The sequence below is a fragment of the Zwartia sp. genome (assembly GCF_049655405.1).
Lineage (GTDB): Bacteria > Pseudomonadota > Gammaproteobacteria > Burkholderiales > Burkholderiaceae_B > Zwartia.
The window spans coordinates 270,200-293,604 of sequence record NZ_JBASJR010000011.1 but is presented as its reverse complement, the minus strand read 5'-3'; the positions used below and the strand labels follow the sequence as shown (position 1 = coordinate 293,604).

Annotated in this window: 20 protein-coding genes; 10 read left to right on the top strand and 10 right to left on the bottom strand. The window is 53.3% G+C overall.

What is annotated here, in order from left to right; genetic code table 11:
• Positions 1-34: 34 nt before the first annotated feature.
• Complete coding sequence (mfd, locus tag WBJ47_RS09210; protein ID WP_422243410.1) at positions 35-3,514, bottom strand: transcription-repair coupling factor; 3,480 nt, start codon at positions 3,512-3,514, stop codon at positions 35-37.
• Positions 3,515-3,620: 106 nt separating this feature from the next.
• On the opposite strand from mfd, the gene ispD reads away from it, so the two are divergent.
• Positions 3,621-4,340, top strand: coding sequence for a 2-C-methyl-D-erythritol 4-phosphate cytidylyltransferase (gene ispD, locus WBJ47_RS09205; protein ID WP_422243411.1), 720 nt, complete (start codon positions 3,621-3,623; stop codon positions 4,338-4,340).
• Positions 4,337-4,825 carry a 2-C-methyl-D-erythritol 2,4-cyclodiphosphate synthase gene (gene ispF / locus WBJ47_RS09200; RefSeq protein WP_422243412.1) on the top strand — a complete coding sequence of 163 codons (489 nt, stop codon included), beginning with the start codon at positions 4,337-4,339 and terminating at the stop codon, positions 4,823-4,825. The genes ispD and ispF overlap by 4 nt, the downstream gene beginning before the upstream one ends.
• Positions 4,826-4,871: 46 nt before the next feature.
• On the opposite strand, the gene WBJ47_RS09195 is transcribed toward ispF, so the two are convergent.
• On the bottom strand, positions 4,872-6,299 hold the full coding sequence (locus tag WBJ47_RS09195) for an ATP-binding protein (RefSeq protein ID WP_422243413.1): 1,428 nt from the start codon (positions 6,297-6,299) through the stop codon (positions 4,872-4,874).
• Entirely contained in the window at positions 6,286-7,023 is a 738-nt protein-coding gene (gene ompR, locus WBJ47_RS09190; protein ID WP_422243414.1) for a two-component system response regulator OmpR, read from the bottom strand. The genes WBJ47_RS09195 and ompR overlap by 14 nt, the downstream gene beginning before the upstream one ends.
• A 167-nt stretch (positions 7,024-7,190) precedes the next feature.
• On the opposite strand from ompR, the gene tsaB reads away from it, so the two are divergent.
• Together tsaB and WBJ47_RS09180 are read left to right on the top strand one after the other, a co-directional pair.
• Entirely contained in the window at positions 7,191-8,423 is a 1,233-nt protein-coding gene (gene tsaB / locus WBJ47_RS09185) for a tRNA (adenosine(37)-N6)-threonylcarbamoyltransferase complex dimerization subunit type 1 TsaB (protein WP_422243415.1), read from the top strand.
• Positions 8,423-9,280 (top strand): uracil-DNA glycosylase, encoded by an 858-nt coding sequence (locus tag WBJ47_RS09180; RefSeq protein ID WP_422243416.1) that lies wholly within the window; start codon positions 8,423-8,425, stop codon positions 9,278-9,280. Before tsaB ends, WBJ47_RS09180 begins: the two co-directional genes overlap by 1 nt.
• A 25-nt stretch (positions 9,281-9,305) precedes the next feature.
• On the opposite strand, the gene lplT is transcribed toward WBJ47_RS09180, so the two are convergent.
• Complete coding sequence (lplT, locus tag WBJ47_RS09175; RefSeq protein ID WP_422243429.1) at positions 9,306-10,640, bottom strand: lysophospholipid transporter LplT; 1,335 nt, start codon at positions 10,638-10,640, stop codon at positions 9,306-9,308.
• 189 nt (positions 10,641-10,829) lie between these two features.
• On the opposite strand from lplT, the gene smc reads away from it, so the two are divergent.
• The 3 genes from smc to ligA are packed head-to-tail and all read left to right on the top strand — an operon-like array spanning position 10,830 to position 17,510.
• Positions 10,830-14,360: a chromosome segregation protein SMC gene (smc, locus tag WBJ47_RS09170; RefSeq protein WP_424585365.1), complete on the top strand. Its 3,531-nt coding sequence runs from the start codon at positions 10,830-10,832 to the stop codon at positions 14,358-14,360.
• A 15-nt stretch (positions 14,361-14,375) separates the two neighbouring features.
• On the top strand, positions 14,376-15,443 hold the full coding sequence (locus tag WBJ47_RS09165) for a cell division protein ZipA C-terminal FtsZ-binding domain-containing protein (protein WP_422243417.1): 1,068 nt from the start codon (positions 14,376-14,378) through the stop codon (positions 15,441-15,443).
• Between the two features lie 15 nt (positions 15,444-15,458).
• Complete coding sequence (gene ligA / locus WBJ47_RS09160) at positions 15,459-17,510, top strand: NAD-dependent DNA ligase LigA (RefSeq protein WP_422243418.1); 2,052 nt, start codon at positions 15,459-15,461, stop codon at positions 17,508-17,510.
• Here ligA and WBJ47_RS09155 read toward each other — a convergent pair whose 3' ends face one another.
• From WBJ47_RS09155 to msrB, 4 genes are read right to left on the bottom strand one after another with little or no spacing between them, the layout of a single operon-like run.
• Positions 17,511-18,284 carry a peptidylprolyl isomerase gene (locus WBJ47_RS09155; RefSeq protein WP_422243419.1) on the bottom strand — a complete coding sequence of 258 codons (774 nt, stop codon included), beginning with the start codon at positions 18,282-18,284 and terminating at the stop codon, positions 17,511-17,513. It abuts the gene before it with no gap.
• Positions 18,281-18,565, bottom strand: a complete 285-nt coding sequence (locus tag WBJ47_RS09150; protein ID WP_422243420.1) for a BolA family protein — start codon at positions 18,563-18,565, stop codon at positions 18,281-18,283. The genes WBJ47_RS09155 and WBJ47_RS09150 overlap by 4 nt, the downstream gene beginning before the upstream one ends.
• Positions 18,562-19,149, bottom strand: a complete 588-nt coding sequence (locus WBJ47_RS09145) for a septation protein A (RefSeq protein ID WP_422243421.1) — start codon at positions 19,147-19,149, stop codon at positions 18,562-18,564. Before WBJ47_RS09145 ends, WBJ47_RS09150 begins: the two co-directional genes overlap by 4 nt.
• Positions 19,146-19,544, bottom strand: coding sequence for a peptide-methionine (R)-S-oxide reductase MsrB (gene msrB, locus WBJ47_RS09140; protein ID WP_422243422.1), 399 nt, complete (start codon positions 19,542-19,544; stop codon positions 19,146-19,148). Before msrB ends, WBJ47_RS09145 begins: the two co-directional genes overlap by 4 nt.
• A 53-nt stretch (positions 19,545-19,597) precedes the next feature.
• On the opposite strand from msrB, the gene WBJ47_RS09135 reads away from it, so the two are divergent.
• The 3 genes from WBJ47_RS09135 to WBJ47_RS09125 all read left to right on the top strand — a co-directional run bounded on the left by WBJ47_RS09135 (position 19,598) and on the right by WBJ47_RS09125 (position 21,504).
• Positions 19,598-20,275, top strand: coding sequence for an energy-coupling factor ABC transporter ATP-binding protein (locus WBJ47_RS09135; protein ID WP_422243423.1), 678 nt, complete (start codon positions 19,598-19,600; stop codon positions 20,273-20,275).
• Complete coding sequence (locus WBJ47_RS09130) at positions 20,275-20,865, top strand: energy-coupling factor transporter transmembrane component T family protein (protein WP_422243424.1); 591 nt, start codon at positions 20,275-20,277, stop codon at positions 20,863-20,865. The genes WBJ47_RS09135 and WBJ47_RS09130 overlap by 1 nt, the downstream gene beginning before the upstream one ends.
• Positions 20,866-20,928: 63 nt before the next feature.
• Positions 20,929-21,504: a biotin transporter BioY gene (locus tag WBJ47_RS09125; protein ID WP_422243425.1), complete on the top strand. Its 576-nt coding sequence runs from the start codon at positions 20,929-20,931 to the stop codon at positions 21,502-21,504.
• Here the strand turns inward: WBJ47_RS09125 and WBJ47_RS09120 are convergent.
• Together WBJ47_RS09120 and WBJ47_RS09115 are read right to left on the bottom strand one after the other, a co-directional pair.
• A complete protein-coding gene (locus WBJ47_RS09120) occupies positions 21,501-22,487 on the bottom strand; it encodes a branched-chain amino acid ABC transporter permease (RefSeq protein ID WP_422243426.1) in 987 nt (328 codons plus the stop codon). The genes WBJ47_RS09125 and WBJ47_RS09120 overlap by 4 nt on opposite strands.
• Complete coding sequence (locus WBJ47_RS09115; protein WP_422243427.1) at positions 22,484-23,371, bottom strand: branched-chain amino acid ABC transporter permease; 888 nt, start codon at positions 23,369-23,371, stop codon at positions 22,484-22,486. Before WBJ47_RS09115 ends, WBJ47_RS09120 begins: the two co-directional genes overlap by 4 nt.
• Positions 23,372-23,405: the final 34 nt, after the last annotated feature.

Genomic DNA, 23,405 nt, shown 5'->3' with positions numbered 1-23,405 from the left:
AATGCCGGTCATGCATGTATCGAAGGTCATAGCGTTAATGTAGCGCCCTCAGCACGGCACGCGTGGCATCAAAACGCGCAGGTACGTCAGAGGCCTTGATTTCAACTCGTAACTTGTCCTGTCCTGAAAAGCGGATATGACGCTGTTTTTGAACAAGCTCAATCAGTTTAAGCGGATCGACAGGGGCATTTTGTTTGAAATGCAGCACAATCTGAGACTCACTCGCATCAATTTTCTGCAGTCCAAGCGGCAGACCGAGGAGTCGGAGTTTGTGCGTGGAAATGAGCGTGCGTGTTGGTTCGGGCAGTTTGCCAAAACGGTCGATCAGCTCCTCTTGAATGGCAATCAGATCGTCATCGTTTTTCGTATTGGATAGGCGTTTGTAAATAGACAGACGCGCGTGTACATCGCCGCAATAATCGGCAGGCAAGAGGGCTGGCGCATGCAAATTGACCTCGCAGCCCGCGCTGAAGGGGGCGTCCAGGTCCGGCTCAACACCTGCTTTTAAGGCCCTGACAGCCTCGTTGAGCATGTCGTTGTACATGGAAAAACCAATCTCCTGGATATTGCCTGATTGCGACTCACCAAGCACCTCGCCGGTGCCGCGAATCTCCAGATCATGCATGGCCAAGAAGAAACCAGAACCAAGCTCCTCCATCGCCTGAATCGCCTCCAGACGTTTTTTGGCGTTTTTGGTGATGGCATCTTCACCAGGGGTCATCAGGTAGGCATAGGCTTGGTGATGCGAGCGCCCCACACGTCCACGCAGTTGATGAAGTTGCGCTAAACCGAAACGATCAGCACGGTGGATGATGATGGTGTTGGCGCTGGGAACGTCAATCCCCGTCTCGATAATCGTGGTGCACAGCAAAACGTTAAAGCGCTTTTGATAAAAGCCCTTCATCACTTGCTCGAGGTCGCGCTCTCCCATCTGCCCATGTGCCACGGCGATACGCGCCTCTGGAACGAGCTCTTCGAGACGCGCACGGCGGTTGTGAATCGTTTCGACTTCATTGTGTAAAAAGTAAGCTTGTCCACCGCGTTTGAGTTCGCGCAGGAGAGCTTCGCGCATGGTGCTGTTGTCTTCGCGCCGGACAAAAGTTTTGATGGCGAGACGCTTTTGTGGAGCCGTTGCAATGACCGAAAAGTCCCGGATACCTTCGAGTGACATGCCAAGCGTGCGCGGGATTGGAGTGGCGGTGAGTGTCAGCACGTCGACTTCGGCTCGCAGAGACTTGAGTGCCTCTTTTTGACGCACACCAAAACGATGCTCTTCATCGATAATCACTAAACCTAGGCGTTTAAAGTTAACGTCCTTGGATAGGATTTTATGGGTGCCAATGACAATATCCACTGTGCCATCAGTGATGCCGTCGATCGCACTTTTGACTTCTTTTGCCGAGCGAAAGCGAGAGAGTTCGACCACCTTGACGGGCCAGTCGGCAAAACGATCGGCGAAGGTCTGTGCGTGCTGCTCAGCCAGAAGTGTGGTGGGGCAGAGCAGGGCGACTTGTTTGCCATTTGCAATCGCGAGAAAGGCCGCGCGTAAGGCGACTTCGGTTTTACCGAATCCCACATCTCCGCAGACCAATCGATCCATGGGACGTCCCGAGGTCATGTCCTCAATGACACACTTGATCGCAGCAGCTTGGTCGGCTGTTTCGTCAAAACCAAACCCTTCGGCAAAGAGATCGTAGTCGCCTAGCGGTAGTTTGAACGCGAAGCCTTGTCGTGCAGCACGTTTGGCATAAAGATCGAGTAATTCAGCGGCAGTGTCGCGTACTTGTTGCGCAGCTTTGCGTCGTGCTTTGTCCCACTGGCCAGAACCTAGTAAATGCAGGGGTGCAGACTCGGAATCTGTACCGCTGTAGCGAGCGATCACGTGCAGTTGTGAGACGGGCACGTAGAGCGTTGTTTTATTGGCGTATTCGAGAAAGAGAAACTCCATCTCGCCTTCACCCATGTCAAGGTTGACGAGTCCGTGATAGCGGCCAATGCCATGTTGCGCATGAACGACGGGATCACCCTCGCGAAGCTCGGACAGGTCGCGCACCATCGCTTCAACGTTGCTCGCACGCTCTTGGTCACGCTTGCCGCGCCTGGCCGTGCCGCCGTGTCCAGGGTAGAGATCATTTTCCGTGAGAAAAAGAAGCCCCTGAGCGGGAACGGCAAAGCCTGTGGAAAGGGGGGCAACGGTGATGCCAAAGTGCGCTTGGCCTTCAAGAAAGTGCGCAACAGATTCTGTCTGTGCATCGGGCGCCAAGCCGTGTTCCGCCAGCATTTGAACAATGGTTTCACGACGTCCATGCGAGTCGGTACATAACACAATGCGTTGAGCACTGTTGAGACGGTCTGTGCGATCGGTTCGCGCCGTCTGTCCGGCGCGAGACAACAACTCACGAAACTTGGCAAGCGGGTCTTCTGATCTGCGCGAAACGCCGATGTCTGGCGCTGCGGCAAAATCGGGGTGTTTTGTGTCAGCAGTCAAGGCCAGTCTTGGAAAGGCCTTGAGCTGTTCAAACAAGGCTTCGCCTTGCAAAAAAAGCGCGTCTGGTGGCAACACAGGACGCTCACGGTCGCTCTTGAGAAAGTTGTAGCGCGTCGCAGTGTCTTGAGTAAACCGGCGCATGGCATCATCAATGTCGCCAAGCGTCACCATGATAGTTTCTGTTTTTAAATAATCAAACAGCGTGGCAGTGGTTTCAAAAAACAAGGGCAGGTAATACTCAACGCCCGCAAAAGGTATGCCGTTACCCATGTCACGATAGGGCAGCGCGCGCGAGGGATCGCCCTCGAATACTTCGCGGAAAGTCGCGCGAAAGTGATTGCGAGCGGCCTCATCCATTGGAAATTCGCGCCCCGGCAGCAGCTGGACTTGACCCACCGGGTAAAGACTGCGCTGAGTATCGATATCAAAGGCGCGGATGGACTCAATTTCATCATCAAATAAGTCGATGCGGTAAGGCACGACCGATCCCATGGGAAACAAGTCAATCAGACTGCCCCGGACACAAAACTCACCTGGTGCGGTGACCTGTGAGACATGCGCATAGTTTGCTAAGGTCAGCTGCGTGCGCAGGGCTGCTTCGTCGAGTTTGTCTTTTTGCTTAAAGGAAAAAGTGTAGGCCGCCAAAAAACTAGGAGGCGCGAGTCGATATAACGCAGTCGTGATGGGGACGGTCAGGATATCGACCTCGCCAAGCATCAGGGCATGCAGGGTACGTAACCGTTCTGAAATCAAGTCTTGGTGCGGGGAGAAACTGTCATACGGCAAAGTTTCCCAGTCTGGCAACGGACGAACTCTGAGTCCTGGCGCAAAGATTGGAATTTCCTCTGCCAGACGTTGAGCCTCCAGAGGCTCCGCCGTCAAAATCACAAGCGTCTTGCCGCTTGCTGCGGCTAGTTCAGTCAACAGCCAGGCGTCGCCTGAGCCCGCAGGTGTGGGTTGAGCAAAGCGCAGACCGGGCTTGAGCGAGGCGAGTAAAGAAGAAATAGAGTGAGAAGCAGTCGACATTGACAGTAAATCGCAGGGGTGATCGCGCATGAAAAAGCGCAAGTGATGCGCGACATATCGGTATATCTGACACCGACTAAACCATTGATTATAAAATCAACTGAATATGACGCCTTCTAAACCCCTGTTTAATGTTCAAAATCGCATCGTTGCCCTCGTGCCGGCCGCGGGGATTGGCGCGCGTGCGCTTGGTGCGGGCGAGGTCAACCTGCCTAAACAATATCGCTTGTTGGCTGGACAAGCGATGCTTAGGCATTCGGTCAGCGCCTTGTTAGCCGACCCGCGGATACAGGAAGTCAGGGTTGCTGTGGCGCCTGGTGATTCGCACGCCAATGGAGTATTGGCTGGCTTAGCCAGAACCCACTGCTCCCCTTGTGGAGGCGCGACACGTGCGCAGACAGTTTTAAACGCCCTCAGTGAGGCGCAACTCGCGCCAGAGGACTGGGTCTTGGTGCACGATGCCGCGCGTCCTGGGCTGCCTCGAGACGCTTTGGCGCGCCTGATTGATGCTTGCTTGGCGGACGGTGTGGGTGGTCTGCTGGCCATGCCGGCGGCTGACACCCTTAAAAAAGCACAGCCCTTTAGCAATAACGTTGCACAAACGGTTGCAAGAGAGGGGTTTTGGCTCGCGCAGACGCCGCAAATGTTTCGAGCGGGTTTGTTGCTTGAGGCGCTCACGCGTGCGGTGGGTGCTTCTGAGCCCCCTACGGATGAGGCTCAGGCGATGGAGGCATTGGGCTATGCCCCGATTTTGGTGAGAGGTTCAGGGAAAAACACCAAAATTACCTGGCCTGAAGATTTTCAATGGGTGGAGTCTTGGTTATGAGTGATTTTGCCTTGCGTATTGGTCAGGGTTTTGATGTGCATGCCTTGGTCGAGGGACGTCCTTTGATCCTCGGAGGCGTCACCATTGAGCACACCCACGGTTTACAGGGACATTCGGACGCAGATGCGTTGTTGCATGCGGTGACAGACGCTCTGCTTGGTGCAGCGGGTCTGGGCGATATCGGGCGCCTTTTTCCTGACACCGATCCGCAATACAAGGGGGCGGATAGTCGGGTGTTATTGCGCGAGGCGTATGGGCGGGTGTTGGATGCGGGCTGGCAACTGGTCAATATGGATGCCACCATTCATGCTCAAGCACCAAAAATCGGACCGCACGCGCCCGCTATGGTCAGCAATATCGCAAGCGACTTAAATGTCCAATCTGGCGATATCAATATCAAGGCAAAGACCAACGAAGGACTCGGTCATCTTGGTCGCAAAGAAGGAATCGCAGCCAATGTGGTGGTGTTGTTGCGACGACGCTGATGGTTAAAGAGTGCGCGACCAGAGGGATCGCAATGACTTTTTCTTTTTAACCATCGCTTTGCAAGATAAAGATTTCGACTTGTGCAGTGAGCCCACCACCCTGTCGCGGAATAAAGCTCAAGTTGCCGTTCATGTGTTGTAACAGGCGATCAACAATCGCAAGTCCGAGCCCTGTCCCCGAGGCGCCCGTCCGAGCGCTGTTGCCCCGCGAAAACGGTTTGCGCACGCGTTCAAGATCGTGCACAGGAATGCCCGGACCTGTATCTGAAACCTTGATTTTAATGGACTGACTGTTACCGTCTAAGGTGACATTGAGCTCTGGAATACCCGCTGGATTGAGTCCGTAACGTCTCGCGTTTTCAATCAGGTTGGTGAGGATTCGCCGCAAGTCAGTCGCAGATACTTGCGCATGTAATTCTGGCGCGATCGTTGCGGATAGTGTGCCGCCAGCGTGCTTGGTCAGGCAGCGTTCGCGCTCAATGACTTCAGTCACTAGCTTTGAGAGATTGATGGCGACCTGAGGTTCAAGGCTTGCAGGCCTAGCATAGTTCATTAGCTGTGCGAGCGAGTGATCAATTTGGGCGAGATCCTGATCAATTGCCTGTCGTCCGACATCACTCATATTACTCATTTCGACTTCTAGTCGCATGCGTGCCAGTGGTGTGCGTAGGTCGTGGGAGATGCCGGCTAACATCAATGTCCGATCGGCATTCGCTTGATGAAGTTCGCGCGCCATTCGGTTAAAGCTATTGTTGAGGGTACGTAGTTCACGCGCGCCCGTCTCTGGTAATGCAGGCGGCGAGGCGCCCTTGGAGACCAAGTGGGCCGCGCGCGCCAGGCGTGCGAGGGGACGGTTGATATAAGACACTCCGAAGGCCGCACCGATCAGTGAAAGCAAGAGCGCGGCGGCCCCCCAGCTCAACCACTCTACGCCTCCAGTCAAGCGAATCTCGTGACGCTCAAACGCCAGCCAATATTTTTCATGATTGAGTCGAAAACTCACCCAAAATCCTGGCACTTCATTGACTGACCACGCCAAGATGGTTTCTTCGCCCAGTTGTGTGCGAACCAGTTTGGCTACGCGCTGCCAATAACGTCCACTTGGTAAAGGCTCAATCACGTCAAGACCTGTACGGGCGTAAACATCCAGCCCCTCGCGAAGTGACAGCGTTCGCAGTAGATCTCGACGCTCTTTACTGGGCGCGTAAGTCAGTGTGGTCAGGGTTAGGTTGACGGAGGTCGCAATCCGTTGACTCATCTGCGCTGCACGCGGTCCCATTTCGAGGCTAAAAAAGACGAGTACCCATGCACCCAGACTGGCTAGCATGAGTGTGGAGAGCAGAAGAAAACTTCGTGTGAAGAGATCAACCTGGGACAGAATTTGCAACAGCCAAGACCAAGCTTGATGAATGCCGTTTACCCAATGTAATACTTGCTGCCTAATTTGGTGCTTGAGGGTGTTAATTTCTGCCATCTGGAACAAAAACGTAGCCCATTCCCCAGACAGTCTGGATAAAAGAGGGCTTTGAAGGATTGATTTCAAGCAATTTACGCAGTCGAGAGATTTGCACATCCAAACTGCGATCAAAGGCCTCGTACTCTCGCCCACGCGCCAGTTCCATGAGCTTGTCGCGAGAAAGTGGGATCTTTGGGTGACGTGCAAATACTTTTAAGACAGAGAATTCGCCCGTCGTAATCGGCACGATTTGCTGATCTCTCATGAGGCAGCGTGTCGCCAGATTGAGGGTGTAAGGCCCAAAACTGATGGATTCGTTGTCTTGGCCGGGTGCGCCAGGATGCTCTTCGGAGCTGCGGCGCCTCAGGACGGCATTGATACGGGCAAGCAATTCGCGTGGGTTGAAAGGCTTGGACAGGTAATCGTCCGCACCCATTTCCAACCCAATAATGCGGTCAATTTCCTCAGCTTTTGCTGTCAGCATAATGATGGGAGTCGTATCAAGATTGGCACGCAGACGTCGACAAATCGATAACCCATCCTCTCCTGGCAACATTAAATCAAGCACAAGCATGTCGATATGCTCGCGCTGGAGGATTTTGGTCATTTCGCGAGCGTCTTCGGCAGTCAGAACATTGAAGCCTTGTTCTGTCAGGTATCGACGCAGCAAGTCACGCAGCCTCGGATCATCATCGACGACCAGAATTTTGCGTGTGCATTGGGTGTTTAATAAAGTGTTCATAAGTAAAAATGTAACCGTGGTCGAGGCATGAAACGAGCGTATCTCACAGGGTTTTACAAACGCTGACACTTGCTTAACAACTTGTGACAAATTGTTTCAATGTTTCAAATATCGCTAAGTTGGGCGGGTATCAATCTTTGTGAGCGGAGGTTCATTACAATCTCGTCATGACAAGAATTCTGGCATTTGAAACCTCGACCTCGACTGGTACCGTTGCCCTGCTCACTGAACAAGGGGCAGGAGTGACTGTCACCCAGCGCACGATCGAGGGTACAACTGGGCACGCCTCCGAGATACTCCCTCTGGCCTACTCTATTTTAACTGAGCTGAACCTGACTCAAAAAGACGTGACTGCGGTGACGTTTGGGCAGGGACCTGGCGCTTTTACCGGTGTGCGGGTCGCGTGTGGTGTGGCGCAAGGCATCGCACTCGCCCTAGACATTCCTGTGCTTCAAATCGGTGCGCTACCTGCCGTGGCTTCGCAGGCCGCAGCGCGTCACCCTGGTGCACTGCTTTACGTAGCACTGGACGCTCGCATGGATGAGGTTTATTTTGGGGTGTATGCCTGCGTGACCCCAATTGAACTGGTCGCGGTTCAGCCCCCAGTCTTGTTAGCGGCATCCGATGTGCAGTTGTTTATCGAACAGCGTCAGCTTTTTTGGCGGCAGCGCTTACCTGCATTTTCTTCTGTGACACTCGTGGGAGAGGGCTGGAGTGTGGTGCAACGCATGTGTCCGACCCAAGCGTTGACAGAGATTGGCGACGTGGATAATGTTCAGGCGCGTCCCGAGGCCGGCGCAGTGGCATTGCTCGCTTTGCACGCCTTAAAAGCCGGACAGACGCTTCCCCCCGAGCAGGCTGCGCCACTGTATTTACGCGACAAAGTGGCCTTTACAACGCTGGAGCGTGCAAGGGGGGATGGTGGCAATCCTCGTGCAAAAGCGCCGAGTGCGGCGGCTTTGCTGCCAATGCTCAAAGCGGACTTGCCTGAGGTGGTTGCGCTCGAAGCCGCTGTTCAATCCTTTCCTTGGACTCACAAAAATTTCGAGGATGCGCTCGAGGCGGGTTATGAGGCATGGGTCTTACGAACAGAAGAGGGTCTTCAGGGCTTTTTTATTGTGATGATGGCGCCTGACGTGGCGCACCTTTTGGTGATTGCTGTGGCTCGGGACGCACAGCGTCGTGGTGTTGGCAGGCAAATGTTGGAACATGTGACGCGACAGGCGCGCGGCGCGGGGACAGAAGGAATTGTTCTGGAGGTTCGCCCCTCAAACTTAGGAGCCTGTGCGTTTTATCAAGCTGAAGATTTTGTGCAGATTGGTATCCGACGGGATTACTATCCAGCAGCAAAGGGTCAGCGCGAAGACGCACTCATCCTCAAAAAGAGCTTTGATCACTGATGACCACACAGCAAACCAACGCACCTCAATATTCAGCCCTGCAACTTGCTTGGTTGCAGGAGCTCGGCATTGAAAAACCTTGGTTGCCCAGTGAGCAGGTTACTTCGAAAATATTGAGTGTCCCCGTATCGGTTGCGACTGTAGATGTGCCAGTGCCAACAGTCGAGGCAATGGTGGCACCGATTCGTCCAATAGCGCCGCGTCCCTCTGGCGCCCCAAGCGCTCGCGCAGCGGCCTCCGCGGCACCAACACCCGCGCCAGAAGTTCAAATTGACACTCAAGCGCTTGCCAATGCGGCGAGTGATATGGCGGCTTTGGCCGACATCATCAGTGCCTGTCAGGCATGCGGGCTTTGTCGAGAGCGACAGCAGGCGGTCACGGGTGAAGGGGTGATGCAGCCCGCCATCATGGTGGTGGGCGAGGCGCCAGGAGACTATGAGGATCGTCAGGGTAGGCCTTTTGTGGATCGTCCGGGCCTGATGCTGGACAACATGTTGTCTGCGATTCAGAGTAGCCGCACCCAAAATGTGTACGTGAGCAATATCGTCAAGTGTCGTCCGCCCGGCAACCGCAACCCCAAACCACCAGAGCTTGCGGCCTGTAAGCCTTACTTAATGCGCCAAATTGAACTTGTGCGGCCTTTTAGTATTTTGGCGGTTGGACGTGCGGCCCAAGCACTGCTCGAAACAGACGAGCCTTTAGAAAAGCTGCGTCAAGTCACTCATTCTCTTGTGGTGGCAGGACAAAAGATCCCACTCATTGTGACCAGCCATCCGGTCAGATTACTGAATCACCCCGCTGAAAAAGCAGCAGTCTGGCAGGATCTCTTGCTCGTCAAAACCGTTTCCGGTCTTTGACGAGCATTTTCAGGGTGATTGAAGGTTAAAGCGCTTTGCCATGTCCCTCTTGGCCGATTTCATCCAAAAGGTGAGGTTGTTTGCTGAGGTTGCTGCGATTCCAGCGGATCATCACCACCATCAATGACGCTACCATCCCACCAAAAATCCAGATAATGATGTCGATGGAGAAGTTGAGCCAGAGTAAAAGTGTGTAGATGGCGACCATCAACAAAATATTGAGCTGTTCATTGAAGTTTTGAACGGCGATCGAGTGTCCGGCCGACAATAGAACGTGACCACGATGCTGCAGCAAAGCATTCATTGGGACGACAAATAATCCTGAGGTCAATCCAATCAGCATCAACAACACATAAGCCACCCAAGGCAATTCCGTACCAAGAATGTTGATACTCATGGAATGATTGACAAAGGGCATCAGCATCACGACGAAGCCCATTGCGACCCCTAGAGGCAGAACCTTGAGAGCTTTGGGCAGCGGGACGCGTCCGGCTAAGATTGAGCCTGCGATGGTGCCCAGAGCCGTGATTCCCATCAGAATGGACGCCTGATCCAGGCGATAGCCCAGATGGCTCTTTCCCCACTCAATCACAATCAGCTGCAGCGTGGCGCCCGCACCCCAAAATAGGGTGGTGACACCCAGTGAGATTTGACCGAGTTTGTCGCGCCAGAGAATACGCACGTAGCCTGCAAATGTTAGAACCAGTTTGATTGGATTTTTATTTTGCTTGGGGTAGACAACGTTGGTGCTCGGAATCAATAAATTACAAATCGCAGCCGCAATATAGACAAAGGCAATCATCAAAATGGCGGCTTCGGCGGGCGTATCGACCAATTTACTGATCCAGGCATGGCTGAGCAGCCAGGACGAAACAGTGGGGGAGACGAGCACACCACCCACGACTGTCCCCATGATGATGGACAAAATCGTCAATCCTTCAATCCAGCTATTGCCTTTGACAAGCTGAAGCGGGTGAAGCATTTCAGTGACGATGCCATATTTTGCAGGGGAGTAGGCCGCTGCGCCAATTCCGACCAGAGCGTAAGCCACACAGACTAGCGCAACCTGCCCGTCCTGAGCCAGTCCGAACAATGCATAGGAAAACATCAGTAAACAGCCACTGACTTTGATGGCATTGGTCAAAAACATGACCCGCCCCTTGGGGAACGAGTCAGCCACAGCACCAACAAAGGCTGCGAGCAGGACATATGAGGCGGCAAACCACCATTTCATCATCGGAGCCATCCAGTCTGGGCCGTGAAGCTCCTGGATCAGTGCGATTGCAGCGATAAATAATGCATTATCCGCCAGCGAGGACAAAGCCTGCGCAGCCATGACGGTAAAAAAGCCTCGATTCAAGATGGTTTCCCGAAAAAATGAACGCACGCCACAATGCGGCATTATGCATAATAAAAGAATGAGGGAATCCCCTTGGTTTTGTCCCCTCGGATCATGGACTGTTAAATGTCCGTTGGCGGGTGGATCACCAGATTTTTGCTCAGGCTGCGTTATGATCTATGGGATTCCATCCGAGATAGTGCCTATATTGTGCGTCTGACCCAGATCAAACTAGCGGGATTCAAGTCCTTCGTCGATCCGACCGTGATCCCGACCCCCAGCCAGCTCGTAGGCGTGGTGGGTCCGAACGGCTGCGGTAAGTCTAATATTATCGATGCGGTGCGTTGGGTGATGGGTGAGAGTCGCGCCTCTGAGTTGCGCGGCGAGTCAATGCAGGATGTGATCTTCAGCGGATCAGGCCAGCGCAAGCCTTCTGCGCGCGCTTCGGTCGAATTGGTGTTTGACAACAGCGATGGCAGAGCAGTAGGCCAATGGGCGACTTATGCCGAAATCGCCGTGCGTCGAGTGCTCACGCGAGATGGCACCAGTAGCTACTTCATCAACAACCAGCAAGTCCGTCGTCGTGACGTGAATGATATTTTTCTGGGCACCGGCTTGGGCGCGCGCGGTTACGCCATTATCGGCCAAGGCATGATTAATCGCCTGATCGAAGCCAAACCTGAAGAGCTTCGCGTCTATCTTGAAGAGGCTGCCGGGGTATCGCGTTACAAAGAACGCCGTCGTGAAACAGAAAATAGATTGTCTGACACAAGAGAAAATCTTGTTCGGGTCGATGATATTTTGCGTGAGCTTACCTCTCAACTCGAAAAGCTTGAGTCTCAGGCCGAGGTTGCGCGTGAGTATCGTGCTCTGCAAGCAGAGGGCGAGGGCAAGCAAAATGCATTGTGGTTTCTGAAAGAGGCCGCCGCTCACGAAGAACGTGCTCGTACGCAACAAGAAATCGAACGGGCACAAACTGAGCTCGAGGCCTCGATGGCCGGTTTGCGTGCAAGCGAAGCCGCCCTTGAGACGCGACGCCAAGCGCACTATGCCGCAGGTGATGCTGTGCATGCCGCCCAAGGTCTGCTTTACGAGTCCAATGCCAAGGTCAGCAGTCTCGAGGCTGAGATTCGACATGTCGTAGAGTCACGCAATCGCGTACAAACACGACGCGCCCAGTTGCAAGTCCAGATGACAGAGTGGGATTCGCAAAAAGAACATTGTGTTTTGCAGATCCAAGAAGGCGAAGACGAGCTGATGACGAGTGCAGCACGTGCTGAACAGGCACGTGAACTTGCTCTGGCTGCCCAAGAGGGCTTGCCAGATATCGAGGCTCGGGTCCGTCAAGCTGCGGCGCAGCGTGAGGAAATGCGCGCCACACTGGCACGGGTCGAACAAAGTCTCGCCCTGGTTGCGCAGACGCAGCGGGATTCGGACCGTCAGTTACAAACCCTTGAAATGCGTCGTGAACGACTCAAGCAAGAGTTACAAGGCGTAGATGCCCCAGATGTGGATACGCTTGAGCGCTTAACGGGCGATAAGCTCGTTGCCGAAGAATCCCTAGAAGAAGCGCAGGGTGCACTCGCTGAGCTCGAAGACAAATTGCCCGATGCTGATGCGCGTCGTGCCCAGGCGCAGCAACAGGCTCAAGCCGAAGCGGAAACGCTTGCCCGGTTGGATGCGCGCCTGACGGCTTTGATGAGATTGCAAGAGGACGTACAGAAAAAAGGCAGCCTAGAACCCTGGCTGGCCAAGCATGAACTTTCATCACTGGCTCGTTTGTGGCAAAAACTGCATGTTGAGCCAGGCTGGGAAACTGCTCTGGAAGCTGTGCTGAACGAACGCATGACAGGTCTCGAGGTTCGAAGTCTCGACTGGGCGCGTGCGTTTGCAAATGACGCCCCACCTGCACGTCTGGCTTTTTATCAGCTCCCTCCTGCAGCACCTGTGGCGCCCGCGCCCGCCGGACTTAATCCGCTCGCCTCAGTGCTGCGCATTACCGATCCTGAGTTGCGAACATTGCTGCAGGGCTGGTTAGGCAATGTCTATATTGCAAAAGATGTCACCGAGGCACTTGCTGCGCGTGCGGCCCTTCCTGCAGGCGCCACGCTGGTGGTACAGGGCGGGCACTTGGTCGATGCCAATAGCGTGCGTTTTTACGCACCTGACTCAGAGCAGGCTGGCTTGCTGGCACGTCAGCAAGAAATTGAAAATCTACAACGAGAAATCAAGGCGCATCAGTTGATTGCCGACAACTCTCGTTCTGCGGTCGCGCAAGCGGAGTCTGCTTGGCAACAAGTGTCGCAGGCATTGCCTCCTGCGCGTCAGCGCGTCTCAGAAATTACGCGGCGCTTGCATGATTTGCAACTCGAACACACGCGTCTACAACAACAAGTTGAGCAAACCCGTGAGCGCTCTGGGCGACTCGAGCAAGACATTGCCGAAGTTATTTCTCAGCAAGAAGAACTCACTGCCGCGAAACTCGAAGCGGAAGCCCGCTTCGAAGAACTGGATGCCGAGATCGGCGTGCAGCAGGAAATTTATTCAGAAGCGGAAATGGCTGGAGAGGCACTTTCCGAAGAGGCCGAAACCGCACGCAATCGTTTGCGCGATCAGGAGCGTGGTGCCCAAGAAGCAGAGTTTGCAGAGCGCGGGATTCGCGCACGGATAGCTGAGCTGCAGCGTAATCTTCAGCTTGCGACTGAGCAAGCGACGCGGGCACAACAAGAGTTGTTGTCTCTGGAGTCTGAACTCTCGACCTTGGATGCTGCAGCGGCAGAAGCTGGACTGCAAGAAGCCCTGGAATTTCGTGCTGAAAGAGAGGAGACTCTTGGTCGTGCGCGAATCGAGATGGATACCCTTGCTGCGCAACTGCGCGAGTCGGATGAGGAGCGCATGACCATTGAGCGTTCACTCGAACCGCGCCGCGAACGCATCATGCAGCTTCAGTTGCAAGAGCAAGCTGCGCGTCTAGCGACAGAACAGTTTGCTGAACAACTGAATGAGCGTCAAGTTGATCGCGCTGCAGTTCAGGCTTCTTTGGTGGATCAACCCGAGGATTGGCAGCGCCCCGCTTGGTTGCAGTCCGAAGTACAACGTATTACGAGAAAAATTGAAGGCTTGGGTTCAGTCAACTTGGCGGCATTAGACGAGCTGACTGCTTCGCGAGAGCGCAAAAACTATCTTGACGCACAGTATCTTGACCTGCAAACTGCGATCGAAACGCTTGAAGACGCGATCCGTAAAATCGATCGTGAGACACGTGATTTGCTACAGACGACCTTTAATGAGGTGAATGGGCATTTTGGTGAGTTGTTCCCAAAGTTATTCGGGGGCGGCGAAGCGCGCTTGATTATGACCGGCGACGAGATTTTGGATGCCGGTGTACAAGTCATGGCGCAGCCACCAGGCAAGCGCAATACGTCTATTCACCTGCTTTCTGGCGGAGAAAAGGCGCTGACAGCGACGGCATTGGTGTTTGCACTGTTCAAGCTCAATCCCGCACCATTCTGTCTGCTTGACGAGGTGGATGCACCGCTCGACGATGCCAATACCGAGCGTTATGCCAATCTCGTGAGCAACATGGCTGATCACACACAATTTTTATTTATTTCACATAACAAGATCGCCATGCAAATGGCACGTCAGCTGGTTGGCGTGACGATGCAAGAACAAGGCGTGTCGCGTATTGTGGCCGTTGATATCGAATCCGCATTGCAGCTCGCTGCCGAAGCTGCATGATTACCGAGGCAACACATGAGTGAGTTGCAAATCTATTTGATCGTGATCGGTGCAGCGATTATCGTATTGCTGCTTGGTTTTAACTGGTTTCAAGATCGTCGCGTGCGGCGCCGGATGCAGGCTCAAATGCCCGTCATTGAGCAAGATCCTCTGCTGGGCGAGTCTTTCGCTGCAGGTGAAGCGCGTCGTGAGCCTGGGCTCGGTGGTGGACAGACGTTTGCACAAGATGGTGAAGTATCAGCGTTGAACGCCACTCATGAACATCCCGACGCCGCGACCGATGATCAAGGGCCAGACCCTTCTACCGAAGTTGTGATCGAAATCACGTTTCAAGGTCCAATGCTGGGTGAAGATCTACTGCCTCTGCTTCAGCCTCTGCGTAGCGCAGGACGCAAAGCTGTGCGTATTTTTGCTCAGGATACTGAGGGGCAACTTGACTTGCGCTTGCATGCCAGCGGTCAGTACGTTTCAGTGCATCTCGCAGTATTGCTGGCCAATCGAAGCGGAGCATTGTCTGCGATCGAATGGTCTCAAATCTGGAATCGTGCGCAGAGCTTAGCGGATCAATTAGAGTCCAATATCGAAGGGCCTGATCAACAGCACGTGCTGGATGCGGCATCTCGCTTGGACGATACCTGTGCCGCGCTCGATACTCAGGTCGGTCTCACTTTATTACTCGGTAGTATGCGGCCTGTTTCTGAGGTGACGGCGGCTGCGCGGGGTATGGGTTTTATTCCCTTTAGCGGTGGGCTGGTTTGGTTGGGTGACTATGGTCTGGTCTGTTTCAGTTTGTCTCGTGCTGATGCTGAGTCTTTTGATGCTGGCATGGCGAGCGTGGATCGTCTCTCTCTGCTACTAGATGTACCCTGTAGTCCCGTCGATACGCGTGCTTTTGCCAACATGTCAGAAGTTGGTTTTGAACTAGCACGACGGATCGGCGGTGAACTGGTCGATGACCAGCTGCGCCCCTTACAGCCCGGTGCTGAAGTGGCGATTGATGAAAAACTCATGACGTTGTATTCGCAGCTTGAAAAGGCTGGTTTTGCTGCGGGTAGTCCTCGCGCAAGACGTGTGTTTGCGTAAAACAGGTCTTTAAGAATGGATGCGTTGGACTCGGTCATCGAGCGCTTGAGCTGGTTGCGTAGTGAGATTGAGCGACACAACCAAGCGTATTATGTGCACGATACGCCGGTTGTCAGTGATGCGCAGTACGACACGCTGATGCTTGAATTGCAAGCACTTGAAACAGCACACCCTGAACTCATCACGTCGGACTCGCCTACGCAACGCGTTGGCGCTTCACCTCTCGCTACATTTGGAAGTGTGACACATAGTGTTCCTATGCTTTCGCTGGGCAACGCCTTCGAGGACACTGAAGTACGTGCCTTTGATAAGCGCGTCTCTGACACGTTGCGCGCGGCGGGCAAGCTATCTCCCTCGGAAGAAGTTTCTTATTTTTGCGAATTAAAGCTCGATGGACTTGCCATCAGCTTGCGCTATGAGCGTGGACTATTGGTGCAAGCGGCGACACGTGGAGATGGGCAGACGGGTGAGGATGTCACCATGAACATCCGAACGATCAAGTCTATTCCACTCAAGTTGACAGGGGCTGCTCAAGATATTCCTGAGGTGCTAGAGGTCCGTGGGGAGGTCTTTATGAACCTCGCCGATTTTGATCGTCTAAATATCGCGCAACAAGCGCGTGGCGACAAGATCTTTGTTAATCCGCGTAATGCAGCCGCAGGGAGTTTGCGTCAACTCGACTCTCGCATCACTGCACAAAGAACCTTAAGTTTTTTTGCTTATGGCTGGGGAGATATTGGCTCCGTGCAGAGGCCCCGTCATAGCGATATGCTGGACTGGTTAGAGCGGTTGGGTTTACCCGTCAATACCTCTCAACACGTTTTGGCGCGTGGTGCGGATCAGCTGCTTAAGTTCTATGCGGAAGTAGGTGCGCGACGTGCAAAGCTGCCTTATGACATTGATGGCGTGGTCTACAAGGTCGATGATTTGACTGCCCAGCGGGTGTTAGGTTTTGTGGCAAGAGCACCGCGCTTTGCCATCGCGCATAAGTTCCCCGCCCAAGAGGCCACAACAGAATTGTTGGATATTGAGGTGCAGGTTGGACGTACGGGAGCAATCACGCCTGTGGCGCGTCTCGCCCCGGTTTTTGTGGGAGGCGTGACGGTCACGAATGCCACACTTCATAATGAGACAGAAATATTACGCAAGGATGTACGCATAGGCGACACCGTCATCGTTCGTCGCGCGGGTGATGTGATTCCTGAGGTTGTGGGTCCTGTTCTGGCTCAGCGCCCGATTTTTGCCGCCTCTTTTATCATGCCAACAGCTTGTCCTGTGTGTGGCTCAGCGATTGAGAAAGTAGAGGATGAGGCGATTGCGCGTTGTACAGGTGGATTGTTTTGTCCAGCCCAGCGTAAACAAAGTTTGATTCATGCTGCAGGTCGAAAGGCGCTTGATATCGAGGGCTTAGGTGAAAAACTGGTTGAGCAACTGGTTGACCGCGGCCGTATTCACTCTTTGGCTGAGTTGTATACCTTACGCGTAGAAGAGCTTGCTGAATACGACCGGATGGGTCAAAAATCAGCTGAAAACTTGATTGAGGCGATTGCCCAAGCAAAGCGTCCACAGCTCAATCGTTTGATTTTTGCTTTAGGTATCCGCCATGTGGGCGAGACAACTGCCCGCGATTTGGCGCTGCATTTCGGTTCGATTGAGGCGTTGATACAGGCTCAGCCAGAAGCGCTTTTAAATGTTCCTGACGTGGGACCTGTCGTGGCGGGATCGATTGCAAGATTTTTCGCAGAGCCACATAATCAAGAGGTTGTTCGGGCGCTGCGAGAGCAGGGTGTTGAGCCTCAGGCGCCTGAAATGCAGCGAAGCGCCGGACTCGCAGGCAAAACGTTTGTGTTGACAGGAACCTTGCCGACCTGGTCGCGTGAAGAGGCATCGAGCCAAATTATTGCTGCAGGGGGAAAGGTGAGTGGCTCTGTTTCGCGCAAAACGTCTTATGTTGTCGCGGGCGAAGAAGCGGGAAGTAAGCTGGAAAAAGCGACTGTACTTGGTGTCGCGATTTTAGATGAAGCAGGCCTCAAGGCATTGCTTGAGGCCTCGCAGTCGATCCAGTAATTACTGGATCTTGGCTTTGCCGCGCAGTTGAGCCTGATAGGCTGCAAGTGCTTGTTCACGCATCATTTGCTCGAGTTCTTTGCGAACCTGATCTAGTGGTGGGAACTCGACAGGACGAATGTCCATCACTTCAATGACGTGCCAGCCGAACTGTGATTGGACAGGCTTGTCGGCCAACTGACCTTTTTTGGTGGCAGCTACGGCCTTGGCAAAGGGCTCGACATAGTTTGTTTCAGGCGCCCAACCCAGATCGCCACCTTTGGCAGCACTTCCAGTGTCTTTGGACTGTTTGGCTAAGTCTTCGAATTTTGCAGACTTATTCTTGAGCTTGTCCTGAATGTCGTTAGCAGTCTTTTCGTCTTCGACCAAGATGTGGCGAACGTTGTACTCAAACTTGTCGGCTTCAGCCTTTTTGAGTTTTTCGTATTCAGCTTTCACAGCTTCTTCAGTGATGGGATTCTTTTTGAGGTAGTCAGCCATCAAGGCTTGTACCAAAATGCCCTGACGCGCCAATTCGAGCTCAATAGCGACAGTAGGATCCTTGGGGATTCCTGCTGCATCAGCGGCCTGCACCATCACCTGACGGTTGATCAGCTCTTGCTTGATCTGGTCGCGCATTTCTGGAGAATCGGTCGCACCACGTGCCACCAACAGCTTTACAAACTGATCGACGTTCGCCTGGGTAATTGCTTTGCCATTCACGGTGGCAACGTTCTGAGCATGAAGAGGTGCAACCAACACGAGTGCGGCGGCGAGCATAACGATACGTTTCATGAATTTCCTTTGGAGGGCGCCCGAGTTGTCAGCGCAAGCGCATGAATCGGGTGTGGGATTAAATCGCGCAAAAGATCATACACCAGCCGATGTTGCGCAATCATCGGATGGTTGTTAAAACATTCGGCCACGATCGTGGCACGGAAATGACTGGCATTGCCCGGGTTGCCCGAATGACCGGCATGGAGATGGGATTCGTCGACGATATCGAGCTCGAGCGCCTTGAGTGGGGCGAGACGCTCACGCAGCAAAGTCAGGTGCGGATTGATGGTGTCGCTCATTGTTTGTTTTCCTTGGACTCAGACCCAGCCAAAGCCTCTTTGGGCTCATCTTGCTGCATGTGCTTGCCGAGCCAGATGGACTGAGCGATCACAAAGACTATTAGTAAGGCCATCAAGCCAAAGACCTTGAAGTTGACCCACTGACTTTCTGAAAAGAGACCAGAAAAGGCGACAAATAAATTGAGCCCCCCTGCAGCAAGAAAAAAAAGGGCCCAGCTCAGGTTGAGTTTGCCCCAAGCGCTATCGGGCATGGAGACTTTTTCACCCAACAATTTTTGCATGAGGTTGCGACCCATGAGATATTTGCTGACAAGCAATACCGCACCGAACAGCCAGTACAGGACTGTGGGTTTCCATTTGATAAAGGCTTCGTTTTGAAGCCACAGTGTTGCGCCACCAAAAAAAACAATCACGGCAAAGTTCACCCAGTGCATGGTTTCAATGGGTTTGCCAGTGAGTTTGATCCAAAGGATTTGTAAAACGGCTGCGGCAATGGCAACGGCCGTTGCGACATAAATATCCGCAAATCGGTAGGCAACAAAAAATAAAATGAGCGGAAACAGGTCGAAGAGGAATTTTTTCATGGTTTGACTGGCTCGAACGTCAGGGAAAGAGAATTGATGCAGTAGCGCAGGCCAGTAGGAGGCGGGCCATCTGGGAACACGTGTCCTAAATGACTATCGCAGACATTGCACATCACTTCGGTACGCACCATGCCGTGAGACATATCGGTCTCTTCTTTGACGTTTTCAGGGTTGAGTGGCTCAAAATAGCTCGGCCAACCGCAACCCGCATCAAACTTCGTATCTGAAGCAAATAGGGCAGTCCCGCAGCCTACGCAGCGATAAATGCCATATTCGCGGTGATCCCAGTAGCGTCCCGTAAACGCACGTTCCGTGCCTTTTTGACGGGCAACGTAGTATTCGTCGGCGGAAAGCTGGGCTTTCCATTCAGCTTCAGTTTTATTAATTTTTGACATACTTTACTTGGAGTGAGAGTTTTAGAAAAAGTTCTCATGCATAATCGATCACCATGTTAATCGAGTTTAAAAATATCTTTGTCGAACGCGAAGGTCGTCAAACTTTGACAGATCTGAGCTTAAGCCTGTCTGAGCGTCGGATTGGGATCATTGGTCCAAACGGCTCGGGCAAGAGTACCTTTATTCGTCTGATCAATGGCTTATTGATCCCAAAAACGGGACAAATTTGTGTCGATGGTCTCGATACTCGCACGGATGCTGAAAAGATACGCAGGAAGGTCGGTTTTGTATTTCAAAACCCTGATAACCAGATTGTCTTTCCGCTTGTGAGTGAGGATATCGAATTTGGTCTCAAACGACGCGTGCCTGAGCCAACGCTCAGGCGGCAACGCGCGCAAGAGGCTCTCAGCCAGCTTGGTGTGCTGCATCTTCAGGAGCGCTTGATACACACGTTGTCGGGGGGCGAGAGACAGCTCGTTGCGCTCGCGGGCGTGCTGGCGACGCAGCCAGAGATCTTGGTGTTTGACGAGCCAACCACCCAGCTTGATTTGCGTCTGCGTAATCGCTTTGAGCAACATTTGACGTCCTTGACTCAATCGGCAGTCATTGTCAGTCATGATCTGGCGTTAATGGAGACCATGGATCGTGTGCTCGTCCTCAAAGACGGCCGGCTTGCTTTTGATGGCGCACCTGTTGAGGCGACCTCTTGGTATCGGGCGCATTGCAGCTGATGGGTTCCTTTTATTTTCCAGGTGATAGTTGGTTGCACCAAATGTCGGCAGGTCAAAAGCTGGCGTGGCTGATGGTGGCGGGGGCCGGCTTGATGTGGGTGCATGACTGGTACATCCTTGCCGTGCTCATGTGTGTCGTACTGCTGTTGCTACAGCAGTCTGGCGTAAGCAGCTCGCAACTATGGCGGCATATTCGTGGCTTAAGTTGGTTAGTATTGGCGCTCATGGCCTTTACCGCGTTGGTTCAGTCACCCATGGCAGCGTTAGTGGTGGGCTTGCGCATGAGTGTCTTATTGCTGGCGGCTTTGTTAGTGTCCATGACGACCTCGATCGCCAAAATGATGGAGGTCTTGATCTGGTTGCTGCAGCCCCTTGCTGCGCTGGGTTGGGTTAACAGCGAACGCGTAGCGCTTGTCTTTGGGCTGACATTGCGACTCATTCCCGAGCTCAGTTTGCAATGGCATGAAATCCGCGAGGCGCAGGCCGCACGCGGCTTAAAAGCCAACCCTCTTACAATGGGCGTACCGATGTTGTTGCGCACCCTCAAGCGGGCACAGGAGATTGCTGAGGCACTGGATGCGAGGCAATAGTTCGACCGCCAGGCATTCGAGTCCTGATGTTGGGGCAATCGTTTCAAAAAAATTGGGATATTGATGCAGAATACTAAAGACCTCGTGCTGGTTGCACTTTTTACCGCGATGATTATTGTGCTTGGCTTGATTCCGCCTGTGCCAGTTCCTTGGGTGCCCGTTCCCGTGACCTTGCAAACCTTTGGTGTGATGCTGGCTGGTTTGATACTGGGCCCTTGGCGGGGCGGGCTGGTAGTGTTGACTTATGTATTGATCGCGATGATCGGAATCCCAGTGTTGCCAGGCGGCCGAGCAGGACTCGCGGTCTTGGCCGGTCCAACTGGAGGTTTTTTGTTGGGGATGATTCCTGGCGCGGTCGTCACGGGCTTTTTGGCTGGGCGCCCTAAGACTAATAGTTCGGCAGGCGGGCAGCAGGGATGGTCTGCTGCGGCGCCCCAAGTCTTTCGCTGTTGGATCGCGAGTGTTGTGGGTGGAATGTTGGTCGTCTATGCCGCTGGCATCCCCTGGCTCGGTATCGTCACAGGCATGGGCTTAACCAAAGCGGCTTGGGCGATCGCAGTATTTATTCCCGGCGACTTGCTGAAAGCGCTGATCGCGGGCATCGTCGCACAGCGTGTGCGACGTTTAGCGCTCGTTTAAGTTTGCTTGAGCGCTTTGCGGCGCTCAAGCCAGGCACCAAACTCGCCCACGATTCCACGGCGGAATGCCAAGACGCAGATCACGAAAATCAGTCCGATCACAATTGAGACAGATTCGCCTAGTCGTTGAAACCATTCGATTCCGGTCCAGCCTGTGAGCATCGCGCCTAACTCGCCCACTTTGTTTTCCAGCAAGACCACGATAAATGCGCCGATGACAGGACCAATGAGTGTGCCGAGTCCGCCAATCAGCGTCATTAAAATCACGAGCCCTGACATTTGCCACGTCGCGTCAGTCAGTGTTGCAGAAACAAAAATCAACATCTTGGTTGAGCCTGCAAGACCTGCCAGCATGGCTGATAAAACAAAGGCCAACAGTTTGAAGCGATCGACGTCGTAACCAAGCGAAGTCGCCCGCGCTTCATTTTCACGAATGGCTTTGAGGACTTGTCCGAAAGGGGAGTGCACGGTACGCCATATGATGAAAAAGCCCAAGACAAAAATGCCCATCACGACATAATAGAGATTGAGGTCATTTTTTAAATCGATCAAACCAAATAACGTACCTCTAGGTACGCCTTGAAGACCATCCTCGCCGCCCGTGAATTTGGCCTGCAAGAAAAAGAAATACACCATCTGTGACAAGGCCAAGGTGATCATTGCAAAATAGATCCCGCTGCGGCGAATGGCGATTGCACCCATTGCGAGTCCAAGTACGCCGGCCACGAGCACGCCAAAGGCAAGTCCCACTTCCGTTGGAAAGCCCCAGAGCTTGATCGCATGCCCCGAGGCGTAGGCGGCACTTCCCAAGAAGGCTGCGTGACCAAAGGAGAGCAGGCCTGTAAAGCCTAGCAGCAAGTTAAACGCGCAGGCAAACAGCGCGTAGCACATGATCTTCATGACAAAGACGGGATAGATACCCGTTAAAGGTATCGCTGCCAATAGGATCAGCGCAATAAGATAGCCGAGATTCTGACGATTCATTTTTCTTTTCCAAACAAACCGGCTGGGCGAATCAATAAGACAATCGCCATAATGATGAACACTACCGTGCTTGATGCCTCGGGCCAAAAGACTTTAGTCAGCCCCTCGATCACGCCGAGGCCAAGACCTGTGACGATGGCCCCAAGTATGGAGCCCATTCCACCAATCACCACAACGGCGAACACGACAATAATCAGGTTCGATCCCATTAGCGGTGAAACTTGAATAATGGGAGCGGCCAACACGCCTGCAAATCCTGCCAAGGCGACGCCAAAGCCATAAGTCAAGGTGATCATGAGTGGCACATTGACGCCAAAGGCTTCTACGAGCCGAGGATTTTCTGTACCGGCACGCAACAATGCCCCTAGCCGCGTGCGTTCAATGACAAACCAAGTGATGAGGCAAACCGTCAGCGAGGCGACAACGACCCAAGCACGATAGTTTGGCAGAATCATAAAACCTAGGTTCGTGGCTCCTCGCAGCGCTTCTGGTGCGGAGTATGGCTGGCCTGAGGCGCCATAGAAACTGCGGAACAACCCCTCGATCAGCAGCGTGATACCAAAGGTCAATAACAGGCCATACAGGTGATCAAGCTTGTAGAGGTGTTTTAAAAGAAACTTTTCAATCAGGATGCCGAAGAGGCCAACCAAAATAGGGGCAACGATCAACATGACCCAATAATTCAAGCCCAAGTAATTCAGGCCCATCCAGGCAAGAAAAGCACCCAGCATGTACAGGGCACCATGTGCGAAATTAATGACGTTGAGTAAGCCGAAAATCACGGCTAGGCCCAGCGACAAAATGGCGTAGAAGGAGCCGTTGACTAAGCCCAGCAAAAGCTGACCCAGAAACGCTTGCAAGGGAATGCCAAAAATAGTGATCATCGTCTGCCTACTTCATCAAGCCAATTGTCAGAAC